The organism is Duganella rhizosphaerae, from assembly GCF_040364205.1.
Lineage (GTDB): Bacteria > Pseudomonadota > Gammaproteobacteria > Burkholderiales > Burkholderiaceae_D > Rugamonas > Rugamonas rhizosphaerae.
The window spans coordinates 101877-116558 of record NZ_BPWK01000018.1; the positions used below are offsets into that span (position 1 = coordinate 101877).

Consider the following 14682-nt stretch of genomic DNA (forward strand, 5'->3'; position numbering starts at 1 on the left):
TTGGCCCGCTCATTGCGCGCCGTTGGCCAGCCATTGAACGATGGCTTGCATGTCGGCTTCTTTTAACTGGCTTTGCGGCGGCATGGGCATGGCGCTCCAGGCGCCGGCGCCGCCGCTGCGTATCTTGGCCTGCAAATAGGCGGCGCGGTCGGCGCGGCCCTGGTACTTGGCGGCCACGTCGCGCAAGGCGGGACCGATAATTTTGTTGGTCACGCCGTGACAGGCGAGGCAGCCGTTCTTGTTCAGCAGTTGTTGCACGTCCGCGCCGGCGGCGGCCTTGGCTGGGGTCGCGGTCGGCGCAACGGCGGCGGCGACCACGGCGGCGACCGGCGCCAGCACGGCGCGCGCGGGCCGCGTGGTGTCGGTGCCGCGCACGCCGCCCAGCGGACGGTTTTGCTCGGCCAGATTGCCATGCGCGTTGCGGGCGAAGTCGGGCAGGCTGGACGTCTGCTTGGCCTCGGTCGGGCAATTCGTCATGCAGGCGGTATTGAGCACATCGGGTTTGCCCTTGATGTCCCACAGGCCGGGCTGACGCACCAGGCCATTGCGGTTGGGCAGGCGCTGCTGCACATCGGCGATGTTGTCGTTGCTCAGCACGAAATCGGACGGCACGATGCCGCCCAGGTTCAGGATGTGCGCGGTGACGGCATACACCTCATCCGCGCTCAGCGACTTGGGCGCATCCCACGGCATGGCGCGGTTGATGTAGTCCCACAGCGTGGACAGGTGGGCCACCTTCATCAGCGTCGTGCGTTGCGGCACGCTGCCGTTGGACAGCGCCGCCACATGGCCGCTCTTGATATCGGCATCGGTGGTGCCGCCGACGATGGGCGTGAACACCTCGTTCGATTCGCCAAAGCTGCCGTGGCAGCCGGCGCAGCGGTTTTCCCAGATCTGCTCGCCCTGGGCGACGGAACCGCGGCCTTTCGGCAGGCCCTGGAAGTCGGCGCGCACGTCGATATCCCAGGCCTTGATTTCAGCCGGCGTGGCGGCACGGCCAATGGCCTGCCACGGCGCATCGGCGGCCTGCGTCAGGATGCTGGCGCCCAGCAGACAAGTGCTCAACAGTGCGGCGGCGAGTATCGATTTTTTCATCAGCTCACCTGCACGTTGGAGACTTCGCCGTTCGGCGACACCTGCCAGGACTGGATGGCGTTGTTGTGATAAATGGAGCGCGTGCCGCGCACGGCGCGCAGCTGGTTGATCTTGGGCTGCACATAACCGCTGTCGTCGATGGCGCGACTTTGCAGCACGGCGTTGCCGCCATCCCACACCCAGTCGATATTAAAGCGCGTCAGCGCCTTGTTCTGCACCGGTCCTTCGATGCGGGCGGTGCGCCAGTTGCGGCCGCCGTCCGTGCTGACATCGACGCGCTTGATGCGCCCGCGCCCCGACCAGGCCAGGCCGCTGATGTTGTAGTAGCCGCGATCGAGCAAGGTCTGGCCGCCGGACGGCGTGGTGATCACGCTCTTGCATTCCTGGATCGAGGTGTACTGGCGATGCTGCCCCTCCGGCATCAGGTCGACGTAGTGGATGGTTTCGTCCTTGGTGTCCCACGGCTGGTCGCCCACTTCGATGCGGCGCAGATACTTGACCCAGCTGACGCCCTGCACGCCCGGCACCACCAGGCGCAGCGGGTAGCCGTTCTCCGGCCGCAGCATTTCGCCGTTCTGGCCCCAGGCCACGATGACATCGTCCAGCGCCCGTTCGATGGCGATGGTGCGCGTCATGCTGGAACCGTCGGCGCCTTCGGCCAGCACAAAGCGGGCGCGCTTGCGGTCGATGCCGCACAGGTCGAGCAGGGTCGACAGCAACACCCCCGTGTACTCCGAGCAGGCCAGCATGCCGTGCGTATATTGCACCGTCGGCAGCGCGACGTTGCCCCACTCGGCGCCGGTATTGGCGCCGCATTCGATGAAGTGGATGCGCGACACGGACGGCAGGCGCATCAGGTCGTCCATGGTGAACACGCGCGGCTCGCGCACCAGGCCGTTGATCATCAAACGGTGCTGGCCGGGGTCGACGTCGTGCCAGCCCTGGTGGTGACGTTCAAAGTGCAAGCCGCTGGGCGTGATGATGCCGAACAGTCCTTGCAGCGGCGTGAAGCTGACGGACGCCTGGCGCACGCGGGTCAGGCCCGGGCTTTCGCGGCGCAGCACATTGCCTTCCCACTTGGACGGCTGGCCATAGGGCAGGGCGGCGACCGGCTGGCCCAGCGTCTTGCTGTGCGCCGGCAAGGTCAGGATGGCGTCGTCGCCGGCCGCGCTCTGTGCGGCGGCAACGCCGCCCGCAGCGACGCCGGCGCCCATGGCCAGGGCCTTGCCCATGAAGCTGCGGCGCGCGGTACGCGCCTGTGCATGCTGGGCCTCACCGAGATGATGCTCGGGGGCTTGCAACAGCCTGCCGATAGTGCGTAGCACATCCGTCACGGCCGGTCTCCTTGTGTTTTTGTGGGGATAAGCTTAGCCTGTCCAAGTTCCTCTACGCAAGACATTTCCAGTTCCATACAGTTGCATAGATTTAAAACATTCAACCAGGGGAGAACACCGATGAAGTTACGCGACAAGATGGTGCTGTGCATGGCTGTAGTATGTTGTGCTTTCCTTGTCGCGCTGGGGGTGGCGCTGATGGGCATGCAAAGCGCCCGTAACCAGTTCCAGCAATTCCTGGAAGTGGACCAAGCCTTGTTGCAGACCACCACCAACCTGTACGCGCAAGGCCTGCAAATGGGACAAGCGCTGCGCAACGTGGTGCTCGATCCCAGCAACAAGGCCGGGCACAAGAATATCGACGATGCCAGCAAGTCCTTCGCTGAATACCTGCAGGTGGCGCAAGGCCTGGTCCCCCCGCAAAGCGAGGCCGGCAAGATGTTCGCGGAGATGGCGCAATTGCGCGAAAAACAGGCCGGGCTGCAAACGAAGATCATGGCGCTGGCCAAGGACGATCAGCCCGCCGCGATCGTGGTGCTGAACAAGGACGAAACGCCGGTCTGGCGCGTCATGCGCGGCCATCTGCTGGACTTCCTCAAGGCCAAGAAGGACGACGTCAAGCTGGCCGAAGCGAGCGTGATCGCCTCCACCCAGCGCACCATGTGGGTCAGCCTGGGCCTGGCGCTGGCCACCCTGGTGGCGGCCGGCGTGGTTACCTACCTGCTGTCGGCCAATGTGATGCGCCAGCTGGGCGGCGAACCGGATTATGCGGCCGACATCGCGCGCCGCATCGCAGCCGGCGATTTCACCGAAGAGATACAAACGAGCGGCGGCGATCGCGACAGCCTGCTGTCGGCCATGAAGTCGATGCAGCAAAGCCTGGCCGGCATCGTGGCGCAGATCCGCAGCGGCGCCGAGACCATTTCGACCGCGTCGAGCGAAATCGCCGACGGCAACCTCGACCTGTCCAACCGCACCGAACAGCAAGCCACTTCGCTGGGCCAGACCGCAAGCGCCATGGACCAGCTGACCGGCACGGTCAAGCAGAACGCCGGCAGCGCGCGCCAGGCCAGCGGCCTGGTGGCGGCGACCGCCGCCGTCGCGGTCAAGGGCGGCACGGTGGTGGCCGAGGTGGTGACGACCATGGGCGAGATCAACCAGTCGTCGCGCCGCATTGTCGACATCATCGGCGTCATCGACGGCATCGCTTTCCAGACCAATATCCTGGCGCTGAACGCGGCGGTCGAAGCGGCGCGGGCCGGCGAGCAGGGACGCGGCTTCGCCGTGGTGGCGTCCGAAGTGCGCAACCTGGCCCAGCGTTCGGCCTCCGCCGCCAAGGAAATCAAGGAACTGATCGGCGTCTCCGTGCAAAGCGTGGAACAGGGGGCGCGGCTGGTCGAGCAGGCCGGCACGACGATGGACGAGATCGTGGCCAGCGTCAATCGCGTCAGCGCCATCATGGGCGAGATCGCCGACGCCAGCGAAGAGCAAACCTCCGGCATCGAGCATGTCAACAACGCCATCGTCCAGATGGACCAGGTGACGCAGCAGAATGCGGCGCTGGTCGAGCAGGCCACGGCGGCGGCGCAATCGATGCAGCAGCAGGCCGCCGAGCTGGCCGGCGCCGTCAGCGTATTCAAGCTGCGCCGCTAGGACCGCGCAATTTATTGCGCATATTTATCCGCATTGTCACGAATTGGTAATTATGCAAAAGTATAATTATTGCATGCACACATCCTGTCGTCGCGTGCTTGTGGCTTGGTTTGCGTGCATGTGATCTCCGCGCGACAGGCAACCGGTCCTGTCGAGACATTTTCGTGTTCCTTCGAGACAGCGGCCGGGGAGTGGAACCGCGCCGCTGCCGTCGAGGTAACATGAACTGTTTGCTAATACGTAGTTGATCTGAACGATGGCAGCCTGACCGCCGCGATATGATGGCTCGCGCGAGCCGAGGCTGCTGTACGTCGTAGTGCGAGAACCATCACACAATGAGCCATCTTGCAGAGCCTCTGATCGGAGACACCCCATGTCGTACACCCGCTTTCACAAGAAGTCGTTGCCTACGCTGTTGTCCTCACTTGTCTTGCTCGCCGTTGGACACCACGCGGCGGCCAGCACCCTGAACCAAAACGTATCCTGGACCATCGACCGTCCCGGCACCTCCACCGTCTACCGCGTGGTGGCCTACGGCGATTCGATCTTTGCCGGCTACAACGGTTCCGTCACCAGCGCCGCCAAGTACTCGGCGCCGACGGTGGACGCGGAATACCTGTCCGCGCAGTGGAACGCCGACATCGAGAGCGTGCGCCGCACCAAGTCCGGCGCGGTGGCCTCGGACGTGTACAACAACAAGATCGTGGCCGAGCGTTCGTATATGCAAGCCAGTAACACCCGCGTGGTGGCCTTCGAGATGTGCGGCAACGACGGCCTGCAAGCCCGCACCGCCTTCAAGAGCCAGACCGGCACCTGCGACGACAGCGTGCTGACCGCGGCGGAAAGCAGCTGCAAGCAGTATGTCGGCGCGGCGATGGACTACATCAACGCCAACGCCTATTCCGGCGTCAAGCTCAAGCTGGTGTCCAACCTGCATTACCCGGGCTACGCCGCCGACAACGTCCAGAGCTCCTGCAAGGACGCATCGACCGGCAAGACCGTCAACATGCAGGACAAGTTCCTGCCTTCGCTGGTGCGCATCAACTTCGCGATGTGCGACCTGGCGCGCCAGAAGGGCTTCGCCTGCGCCGACAACTTCGCTCAGTACATGGGCGCCGACTATGACAGCAACGGCGACGGTCAGATCGACGCCGACGCGCTGCGCTACGTCGCCGGCGAGAGCCAGGCCAGCTATCTGACCCGGATCACCACCACCTTGCGCTCGACACTGCGCGACGCCAACACGCACTTCACATCGGCCAGCAGCAGCTACGACTACATCCAGTCGGACGACACCCACCCGACCTACAACGGCAGCACCGTCACGGCCGGCCTGTTTGGCGGCAGCAGTGGTTCGGGCGCACCGCGCTACAGTTCCATCGCCGGCGGCAAAAACCCGATCTGGAATCAGTACGGCCACGAGCGGATGGGCTGGGCGGTGTCGACCTACAACGTCGCCACGCCCTGATGCACGGCGCCTGGCGTCCGCGCACCGGCTTGCTGGCGGTCGCGCTGGTGCTGGCCGTGATCGGCTTCGGCGTGTTGATTTACCTGGTGACGACGCCTGACCCCGGCGTCGCCGCCGGGGCGCCGGCGCAGCCGCCTGCGGCCAGCGCGGCGGCGGCCTCCGGGCCGCCGCCGGCATCGTCGCCTGTCGCGCCGCAGCCTGCGGCGCCGGAACAGCGGCGCGCGCCGGAGGGCGACGCCGACTCGACGCGCGACCTCAAAAGCTATGTGTCGCGCGGCGAGAAGCCGACCATGCCCGAAGTGATCGAACGCCTGCATGAGCGCGGCATCTACTCCGGCCTCGGCGCGTTTTCGCCGCCGGGCACCCGGCCGCCCATGGTCGGCCTGGCGGTGCCCGAGGACTTCGTGCTGCCGGAAGGCTACGTCCGCCACCACCAGGCAACCGACGACGGCCAGCGCATCGAAGCGATCCTGATGTTCGCGCCGGATTTCCAGCTGTACGACGCCGCCCGCAATCCGATCCCCATGCCCAAGAACCGGATCGTGCCGCCGGAGCTGGCGCCGCCCGGACTGCCGATCCGGCGCATCGTCATTCCACCTCCCATTGAACCGGCCGCTCCCGGCCGCTGATCCGCATGCGACAATTCCTGAACTCTTACCCGGCGCGCGTGGCGGCCGGCATTTTGGCGAGCGCCGTCCTGTCGGCCCTGTATGCGCGCGGCGGGCTCGGCTGGTTGCTGGGCTTCGTGATGCTGGTCCCGTGGCTGGCCACGCTCAACGCCAGCCGCTCGCTGGCCGCGACGCTGGGCTCGGCCTACCTGATGTCGCTGGCTTTCACGGCGGCCGTCTTCCCCTGGTTCGGCATCGCGCTCGGACGCTACACGCACGTCGGCGCCGGCACCGGCCTGGCCGTGTTGTTGCTGGCCGCGCCCTTGTTCCAGCCGCAGTTTCTGGTGTTCGCGCTGGTGCGCCACGTGAGCGGACGCGGCCATGGTCCGCTGCTGCGCGCGCTGGCTGCGGCCGCCGCCTGGGTGGCGGCCGAATGGCTGCTGCCCAAGCTGCTCGGCGACACGCTCGGCCACGGCCTGTATCCGTCGGCGCTGATGCGCCAGGGCGCCGCCGTGGGCGGCGCCGCCGGCCTGACCGTGCTGCTGTTGCTGGCCAACGAGGGCGTGGCGGCGGCGCTGGCGCGCGATCGCTCAACCGCTCGTGGTGGCTGGCGCGCCTGCCTGCAGCCGCTGGCGCTGGCCGCGCTGGGACCGCTGCTGCTGGCGGGCTACGGACTGGCGGCGCTGCCGGACAACAGCAGCGCCGCCGGCAAGCCATTGCGCATGGGCCTGGTCCAATCGAACATCGTCGACTACGAAGGCCTGCGCCGGCAAAAGGGCGCGGGCGCGGTGGTGCGCGACGTGCTCGATGCCCACTTCGCCATGAGCTATGACGCCGTGGTGCGGCGCCATGCGGACGCGGTGCTGTGGTCGGAGACCGCCTATCCCACCACCTTCGGCCATCCCAAGAGCGCAGCCGGCGCCGGCTTCGACCGCGAGATACTCGCCACCGTCCATGCCGCCGGCGTACCCTTCGTGTTCGGCACCTACGACAGCGACGGCGACGGCGAATACAACGCGGCCGCCTTCGTGCAGCCAGGCGGACTGACGGGGTTCTATCGCAAGACGCATCTGTTCCCGTTCACCGAATACGTGCCGGCCTGGCTGGACGGGCCGCGCCTGCGCAGCCTGCTGCCGTGGACCGGCAACTGGAAGGCGGGCAATGGCGCGCGGGTGTTCCCGCTGCGCCTGGCCGACGGCCGCGAGATCCCGGTGCTGCCGCTGATCTGCCTCGACGATGTCGACGCCGGGCTGGCGATCGCCGGCGCCAGGCTGGGCGCGCAGGCCATCCTGACCATGTCCAACGATTCCTGGTTCAGCGACGCTCCCGAAGGCGCGCGCCTGCACCAGACCGTGGCCGCGTTCCGCAGCATCGAAACGCGGCTGCCGCAATTCCGCGTCACCACCAACGGCTACAGCGCGGCGTTCGACACCAGCGGCGCGCTGCTGGCGGGCACGCGCATGGGCGAGCCGGCGCTGGTGGTCGCGGACCTGGTGGTGCGCAAGCCGGCGCCTACCTTGATGGTCCGCTGGGGCGACTGGGTGGGGCGCGCCGCCTGCGCCTTGCTGCTGTTGTTGGCGGCCAGGGCGGCCATCCCTTCCTGGCGCGCGCCGGCGGCGGACGGCGTAGCGCCGGCGCAGCTGACGTTTCCGGTGCGGGTGGCGGTGTTGCCGCCGGCGGCCCGCCTTGCCGCGGCGCTGTTGCGCATCATGGCGCGCGCCGGCCTGCTCGGCATCTGCGTGGCCTTGCTGCTCAACGAAGCATTGAGGACCAACACGCTGGCGCAAATCCGCCTGTTCACCGGACTGTTCCTTGCCCCGGAAGCCGCCTCGTGGTGCGTGCTGCTGGCGTTTGCCGCGCAGGCGTCGATCGGCGACGGCGTGCTGGTGTTGACGCGCGGCGCCCAGCGCATCGAACTGGCGCTCGGCGAGATTGCCGCGGTCCGCTTGTGGCGCTTGCCGGTGCCGGCCGCCGGCCTGGCGCTGCGCCTGGCGTCGGGCCAGCATTGGCGCTACGGGCTGGCGCTGGCCAACCCGCTGGCCTTTGCCGCCGCGCTGGCCGGCGCCGGCGGCCCCCAGGGCTTCGAGCAGCCGGGCGCGACGATGGGCGTGTATGCGCGCGCCCGCCTGGCGCTGCGCCACCGCAAGCTCGACCGTCCATTGGCCAAGTTCGGTTTGCTGCCGCTGGCGCTGGCCATCCCGGCCTTCCACCTGCACCAGCACATCGCCTACGGCAGCGCCTTCGGCGAGTACTACACGTTCGGCCTGAAGGCTTACCTGCTGGCGTTTGCCCTGTGGTGGGCGGCCTGGTCCATCGGCGTGGTGCTGAGCGCGGCTTTGCTGCGCGCGGCGATCGAAGCCGGCACGCTGCTGGCGGCCTTGCTGCATCCGGGGCGGGCGGTCGAAGTCCGCCGCTGGCTGGAGCGGGCCGGCCGCGCGGCGCTGTATCTGGGCTTGCCGGGGTGGCTGCTGGCGAACCTGGTTGGCGTGTAGCGGACGCTAAACGCGGGGATCGTAGACAAATTGCCGAATCCGCTGGACTGTTATTCGCGCCGCATCCGGATGCGCTGGATTGATCAGGACGTTGTCCTCTTCGTTAATGATCACCGATGGCACGACCAGCAGTGCTGCCCAAGAGGTGGTGTCTGAGGCGATGCGCCATAAACTGACCGTCATGCGGCCAGTCCCCCCCCCCCGCATACGTTCGAGCACCTGTTCTACTGCGCGTTGGCCTTCAGGATTGCGCAGCATGTCGGCTGGCGTATTGCCTTTCAGCTCAGGAAGTTTCTGATGTACCCAATGCGCAAACCAGGCTTCGAGGTTGAAGTTTTTCACTTGTTCGGGGTCGCCGCTCTCGTCCAGCATTTTGCGCAAGGTGGCGAGCAGGCGCAGGTAGGCCATGATGCGATGGCCGGCCACGTCCGGCAGCGGCTTGTTGGCGGCCTCATTGCGCACAAACGTTGTTTGGGATACGCCAGCGAGCTCCATAATGACCGAGGCAGGTTCACCGGTTGCCTTGGCAATCAGTTTTACGACCTCGGTTGGAACACCGGCTTCCACGGCGTCGAATAGCTGGATTTCCGAGGCGTCGCGGACCCGCGTAACGAGTGCTCTCAGCTGGCCAAGCGAGGTTTTGCCAGGGCTGGCTATCGTATTCCAAAGTGCGTGCTTCTTGGTTGGGGATGCGCCCTTTCTCTGGCTTGACATATTCAGGTCGTCTGTAGCCGTCATAGTGTCATCCATTTGGTTGGGCTAAGAGAGCCAAATGGTATGCCAAAATCCCGGGCGATTCAATCGATAGGCGGTAGGAATCTAGAACTTGGCGAACTTGCTCTCGTCGACGTCCTGGACGCTGCTGGACATGGCGTGCAGGTTCTGCGTCGGACCCTGCCGTTGGCCGCCGCGCACCGGCGCCGGCGGCCGGCGGCCCTTGGCGGGCGCGCTGGCGCGGCCGCCGCCTTCGAGCCTGAAGAAGGACATCGACGTTTGCAGCTGCTCGGCCTGGCCGCTCATTTCCTCGGCCGTGGCCGCCAGTTGTTCCGAGCTCGAGGCGTTCTGCTGTGTGGTCTGGCTCAGCTGGCCCACCGCGCTGTTGATCTGGCCCACGCCGGCCGATTGCTCCTCCGACGCGGCGGTGATTTCCTGCACCAGGTCCGACGTCTTGCGGATGTTCGGCACCATCTGGTCGAGCAGGCGGCCGGCCTTCTCGGCCAGGTCGACGCTGCTGGTGGCGACCTGTTCGATCTCCTGCGCGGCCAGCTGGCTGCGTTCGGCCAGCTTGCGCACCTCGGCGGCGACCACCGCGAAACCCTTGCCGTGGTCGCCGGCGCGCGCCGCCTCGATGGCCGCGTTCAGCGCCAGCAGATTGGTCTGGTAGGCGATGTCGTCGATGATCTGGATCTTCTTGGCGATCTGCTGCATCGCCGCCACGGTCGAGCGCACCGCGTCGCCGCCTTCGACCGCTTCCTTGGCGGCCTGGCTGGCCATGCCGTCGGTGATGCGGGCGTTCTCGGTGTTGGCCGAGATCGACGCCGTCATCTCCTCGATCGAGGCGCTGGTTTCCTCGGCGCCGGCGGCTTGCTCGCTGGCCGCCTGCGACAGCGTCTGCGCGGTCGCGCTGATTTGCTCGGAGGCGCTGGCCAGGGCCTCGGCGCTGCCGTTGACCTCGGTGACCACCTGGCCTAGTTTGTAGACGGTGTTGTTGCAGAATTCCTTGAGCTGGCCGAAGGAACCTTCGTAATGCTTGTCGATGTGGACGCTGAGGTCGCCCTCGGACATGGCGCCCATCACCCGCACCACGTCGTCGATGCTGGCGCCGGTGGTGATGACCAGGTTGTTCAAGCCTTCGCCCATCTCTTTCTGGAAGCCTTGCAATCCGCCCAGGTCGATGCGGTCGTTGAAATTGCCGTGGTTGGCCGCCTCGACCACGCGGCGCTGGCCTTCGATCACCTGCTTGAGCTTGGCGATCATCTGGTTGGCGTAATCCTTCAGCTCGCCGAACGCGCCCTCATACGGTTTCTCGATGCTCTTCGACAGGTCGCCGGCCGACAGCGCGCCCATCACCCGCACCACGTCGTCGATGCTGGCGCCGGTGGTTTGCATCAGCGCGTTCAGGCCGTCGGCCATGTCCTTCTGGAAGCCCTGCAGATCCGTGGCGCCGATGCGCATGGAGAAATTGCCGCGATTGGCCGCCTCCACCATGCCGCGCTGGCTTTCTATCATCTCGCGCAACTTGACGATCATGTGCTTCATCGCCGCCAGCAGCTGGCCGGTCTCGTCGTTCGACTTGACCTGGATGTCCAGGTTCAGGTCGCCGCGCGCCAGCGTCTCGGCGGCCGTCACCGCCTGGCTGATCGGGCGGGTGATGCTGAGCGTGATGTAGATCCCGGCGGCGATCGTCAGCACCACGATCAGCGCCAGCGTCTGGATCACCTTGGTCTGGGCGGCGGCGCTGACCTCGCTCATGACCTGGTCGGAGTGCTTGAGGGTGGCCTCGGTCTTCTCGCGCAGGCTGGCGAGGGCGGCGCTGATCGGCTTGTCGGCGCCGGCCACTGCCTTGTCGAGCTCGTTCGGATTGTCGGTCTTGGCGCGCATGGAGACCAGCACCGCCATGTCCTTGCGGTAGGCGGTGGCGCCGTCGCGCAATTGGCTCAGCAGCTTGTCTTCGTCGGGCGTCACGAAACCGGTGGCCTTGTAGTCGTCCATGGTGTGGTCGACATCGACCATGTCGGCTTCGAACTTCTTGTCGTAGTCGCCGCCGCGCAGGATGTAGTTCTTGAAATGATGGATGCCGGCGCCCAGGGCGTTGGAGCCGCGGTTGATCGCGCTGCGCTTGGCCAGCGCATCCTCCTTGATGGTCTTCCACTGCTCGTTCATGGCGGAGGTTTCATGGATGGCGATCCAGCCCAGCGCCACCGACAGCAAAGTAAGCAGAAAAAATGCCAATCCCAAACGCGTGCCAACCTTCAAATTGGAAAACATTTACGCCTCCTGGTCGAGTGTGTACTGTCGTGTCGATACTACTCCGGTTCGACTTGCATTTGATATAGACCCATGCGGATCTGTGGAAATTGTGAAACGCAACAGGACTGCTATGATGGTGGTTCTTTCGCTAACATTTCAAACAGGCGGGACCATGGAATTACTGGACGCATATTGCGCGCGCATCGGCTACACCGGGCCGCGCGCCCCCACGCTGGACACGCTGCGCGCCCTGCAGCAGCTGCACCCGGCCGTCATTCCTTTCGAGGCCATCGACGTGCTGCTGGACCGGCCGGTGCTGCTGGCGCCGGAGGCGGTGGACGCCAAGCTGCTGCAGGCCGGGCGCGGCGGCTACTGCTTCGAGCAGAACAGCCTGTTCCAGCGCGTGTTGTGCGCGCTGGGCTTCCAGGTCGAGCCGTTGATCGCCCAGGTGCAATGGATGGCCGGCCCCGAGGCGCGGCAGCGGCCGCGCACCCACATGGTGTTGCGGGTGACGGTGGACGGCCAGCCCTGGCTGTGCGACGTCGGCTTCGGCAGCTGCGTGCTGACGGCGCCGATCCGCTTCGACCTGGCGACGCCGCAGTCCACACCGCACGAGCGTTTCCGCATCACGCCGCAGGGCAACGAGCATCTGCTGGAAGCGCTGTTGGGCGACGACTGGATGCCGGTCTACCTGGTCTCGCCGGCGCCGTGCCGCGACGGCGACTATGTGATGGCGAACTATTATTCGTCGACCTATCCGCAATCGCATTTCCGCCACGACCTGATCGTGGCGCGCAGCACGCCCGAGGCGCGCCATGCGTTGCTGCGCAACCGGCTGACGATACGCCGCGCGGATGGCGGCGGCGAGCGCCGTTTCCTGAACGCCGACCAGATCGAGCAGGCGCTGGCCGAAGTGTTCCTGCTGCCGGTGGCGCCGGACTGGCGTCCGGTGATCGAGCGCGCGGCGGCCGCGGTATGGGACGAGACGGCCGGCTAGCGCGCAGATTTCCGCCAGCCGTCGCCACCTTCGCCGGGCGTAAAAAAAGTTTTCATCGGCGCAACACTTATTGCGGCGGTCCAGACGGCATTTGCTAGAATGGGTCTCGGATTGTTGCGGTCGGCCCCTATGTTATGAATCGTTTATACGCATGCTTGCTACTGCTGTGCCTTGCTACAGGCTCTGCCTGGGCCGGTACGGTGCAAGTCTGCGCCGACCAGGCGGAAATGCCGCCGTTCGTGTTCGCCGAGCGCATCAACGGCCAGCGCGGCGGCCATGTGGTCGGGGCCAGCGTCGACCTGCTCAAGCTGATCGGCGCGCGCTACGGCTGGACCGTCGACGTGCAACTGCTGCCCTGGGCGCGCTGCCTGGCGCTGGTGGCTGACCACCGCGTCGATATCGCGCTCAACATCGGCCAGGCCGATGCCGCCGGCAACCTGGTGCTGAGCGACGCCTACTTCACCATGCACAACGTGTACTTCTACTCGCGCCGGGCGCGGCCGCAAGGGCTGAGCCTGCAACAGCTGAGCGACGTGGCCCGCTACCATTTGTGCGGCCTGGGCGGCTACCGCTTCGAGGTCTACGGCATCCCCACCAGCAAGGTCGACCGCGGCGCCACCATCGGCTACGAACAGCTGATCGGCAAGCTGCACCTGGGGCGCTGCGATCTGTTCATCGACAGCCGCGAGACCATGGCCGGCCAGTACCTGATCAACCCCAAGCTGCGCAGCCTGCTGGTGGACGGCACGCTGGTGAGCCAGCCGCTGCCGGATTCGCCGCTGCGGCCGCTGTACTTCGGCGTGGCGGCCAGCGGCGCCGACGCCGCCAGGTTGCTGCAATCGCTGAACGAAGGCCTGGCGCGGCTGGCCAAGACCAGGGAGCTCGACAAGCTGCTGGACCACTACATGGAACAATGACCGAACTGCCTGGAGCCCGGATGCCTGCCGTTTCTGCCCTTCCTGCCATTCTTCACCTGCCCCTGGCCGCGAGCGCGGCGCTGCTCATGCTGGCCTTGCCCGCGCGCGCGGCAGAGTCCGCGGCCGATCCGGTGCGGCCCTGGCTGTCGGCCAACGGCTTTGGCACGATCGGCATGGCGCATTCGGACGAGCACGGCGCCGACTATGTGTTCGACAACCTGCAACCCAACGGCACCGGCCGCAACCGCCAGTGGACCGGCGATATCGACAGCCGGCTGGGCCTGCAACTGACGGCCAACTTCACGCCGCAGCTGTCCGGCGTGGTGCAGGTGGTGTCCGAGTACCGCTGGAACGATAGCTACCGGCCCTTGCTGACCTGGGCCAATCTGAAGTACGCGTTGACTCCGGACCTCAGCGTGCGCATGGGGCGGATCGGGCTGGCCAGTTTCCTGGCGTCGGATTCGCGCCGGGTCGGCTACAGCAATATCACGGCGCGGCCGCCGATCGAGGTCTACCGCTTGCTGGCGCTGAAGGAAAGCGACGGCGTCGACGCCTCGTACCGTACCCATTTCGGCGGCATCAGCAACACCACCAGCATCCTGTACGGCAAGCGCACCGTCACCAACACGCGCGGCGTCGACGTTCATTCCACCTCCGTGATGGGCGTGTTCGACACGCTGGAACGGGGCCCGCTGACGCTGCACGCCGCCTACCAGGAACGCGACGTCGACAACCAGAACCCGCCGCGCGGGCGCTTCACGTCGCTGGGCGCGTCGTGGGATCCGGGCGAGTGGTTCGTCAGCGGCGAATGGGTGCGCGCCACCAACTATGACGGCAAGCGCGTCAAGGCCATCCGCGAAGCCTGGTATGTGAACGGCGGCATGCGCTTCGGCACGCTGACGCCCTACGTCACCGTGTCCGAACTGCGGCCGCTGACCGACACCGGCAACCTCCCGATTGCCCAGCACACCTATGCGGCCGGCCTGCGCTGGGACGTGGCGCGCAACCTCGACCTCAAAGTGCAGTGGGACCAGCTGCACCTGGGCGCCAATTCCTACGGCACCTTGCAGAGTGTGGTGGCGGGCACGCCGCGCGGCGGCCAGGTGAACGTGGTCAGCCTGCTGGCCGACTTCCTCTACTGACGGGAG

The 14682-nt window shown here is 66.4% G+C and carries 11 protein-coding genes; 7 read left to right on the forward strand and 4 right to left on the reverse strand.

Translation table 11 applies throughout. The features are described 5' to 3' along the window. Positions 1-9: 9 nt before the first annotated feature. Both RUGAMON1_RS28475 and soxC read right to left on the reverse strand, forming a co-directional pair. Positions 10-1095: a c-type cytochrome gene (locus RUGAMON1_RS28475; protein WP_445233671.1), complete on the reverse strand. Its 1086-nt coding sequence runs from the start codon at positions 1093-1095 to the stop codon at positions 10-12. Further along, entirely contained in the window at positions 1095-2429 is a 1335-nt protein-coding gene (soxC, locus tag RUGAMON1_RS28480) for a sulfite dehydrogenase (protein WP_445233672.1), read from the reverse strand. The genes RUGAMON1_RS28475 and soxC overlap by 1 nt, the downstream gene beginning before the upstream one ends. 120 nt (positions 2430-2549) lie before the next feature. Here soxC and RUGAMON1_RS28485 point away from each other — a divergent pair, with 120 nt between their 5' ends. From RUGAMON1_RS28485 to lnt, 4 genes are all read left to right on the forward strand, one after another. Next, on the forward strand, positions 2550-4082 hold the full coding sequence (locus RUGAMON1_RS28485) for a methyl-accepting chemotaxis protein (RefSeq protein ID WP_445233673.1): 1533 nt from the start codon (positions 2550-2552) through the stop codon (positions 4080-4082). A gap of 373 nt (positions 4083-4455) precedes the next feature. Then, a complete protein-coding gene (locus tag RUGAMON1_RS28490; RefSeq protein ID WP_445233674.1) occupies positions 4456-5550 on the forward strand; it encodes an SGNH/GDSL hydrolase family protein in 1095 nt (364 codons plus the stop codon). After that, the gene (locus tag RUGAMON1_RS28495; RefSeq protein ID WP_445233675.1) at positions 5550-6179 is read left to right on the forward strand and encodes a hypothetical protein; all 630 of its coding nucleotides are present in this window, start codon (positions 5550-5552) and stop codon (positions 6177-6179) included. The genes RUGAMON1_RS28490 and RUGAMON1_RS28495 overlap by 1 nt, the downstream gene beginning before the upstream one ends. A 5-nt stretch (positions 6180-6184) precedes the next feature. Beyond that, entirely contained in the window at positions 6185-8650 is a 2466-nt protein-coding gene (gene lnt, locus RUGAMON1_RS28500; RefSeq protein WP_445233676.1) for an apolipoprotein N-acyltransferase, read from the forward strand. Positions 8651-8656: 6 nt separating this feature from the next. Here lnt and RUGAMON1_RS28505 read toward each other — a convergent pair whose 3' ends face one another. Together RUGAMON1_RS28505 and RUGAMON1_RS28510 are read right to left on the reverse strand one after the other, a co-directional pair. Further along, positions 8657-9388, reverse strand: a complete 732-nt coding sequence (locus RUGAMON1_RS28505; RefSeq protein WP_445233677.1) for an antitoxin Xre/MbcA/ParS toxin-binding domain-containing protein — start codon at positions 9386-9388, stop codon at positions 8657-8659. An 81-nt stretch (positions 9389-9469) separates the two neighbouring features. After that, a complete protein-coding gene (locus RUGAMON1_RS28510; RefSeq protein WP_445233678.1) occupies positions 9470-11638 on the reverse strand; it encodes a HAMP domain-containing methyl-accepting chemotaxis protein in 2169 nt (722 codons plus the stop codon). Positions 11639-11792: 154 nt separating this feature from the next. On the opposite strand from RUGAMON1_RS28510, the gene RUGAMON1_RS28515 reads away from it, so the two are divergent. The 3 genes from RUGAMON1_RS28515 to RUGAMON1_RS28525 all read left to right on the forward strand — a co-directional run bounded on the left by RUGAMON1_RS28515 (position 11793) and on the right by RUGAMON1_RS28525 (position 14676). Continuing rightward, a complete protein-coding gene (locus RUGAMON1_RS28515; protein ID WP_445233679.1) occupies positions 11793-12617 on the forward strand; it encodes an arylamine N-acetyltransferase family protein in 825 nt (274 codons plus the stop codon). Between the two features lie 200 nt (positions 12618-12817). After that, a complete protein-coding gene (locus RUGAMON1_RS28520) occupies positions 12818-13534 on the forward strand; it encodes a substrate-binding periplasmic protein (protein ID WP_445233680.1) in 717 nt (238 codons plus the stop codon). A gap of 86 nt (positions 13535-13620) precedes the next feature. Beyond that, the gene (locus RUGAMON1_RS28525) at positions 13621-14676 is read left to right on the forward strand and encodes a hypothetical protein (protein ID WP_510167301.1); all 1056 of its coding nucleotides are present in this window, start codon (positions 13621-13623) and stop codon (positions 14674-14676) included. The last annotated feature ends 6 nt before the right edge of the window (positions 14677-14682 follow it).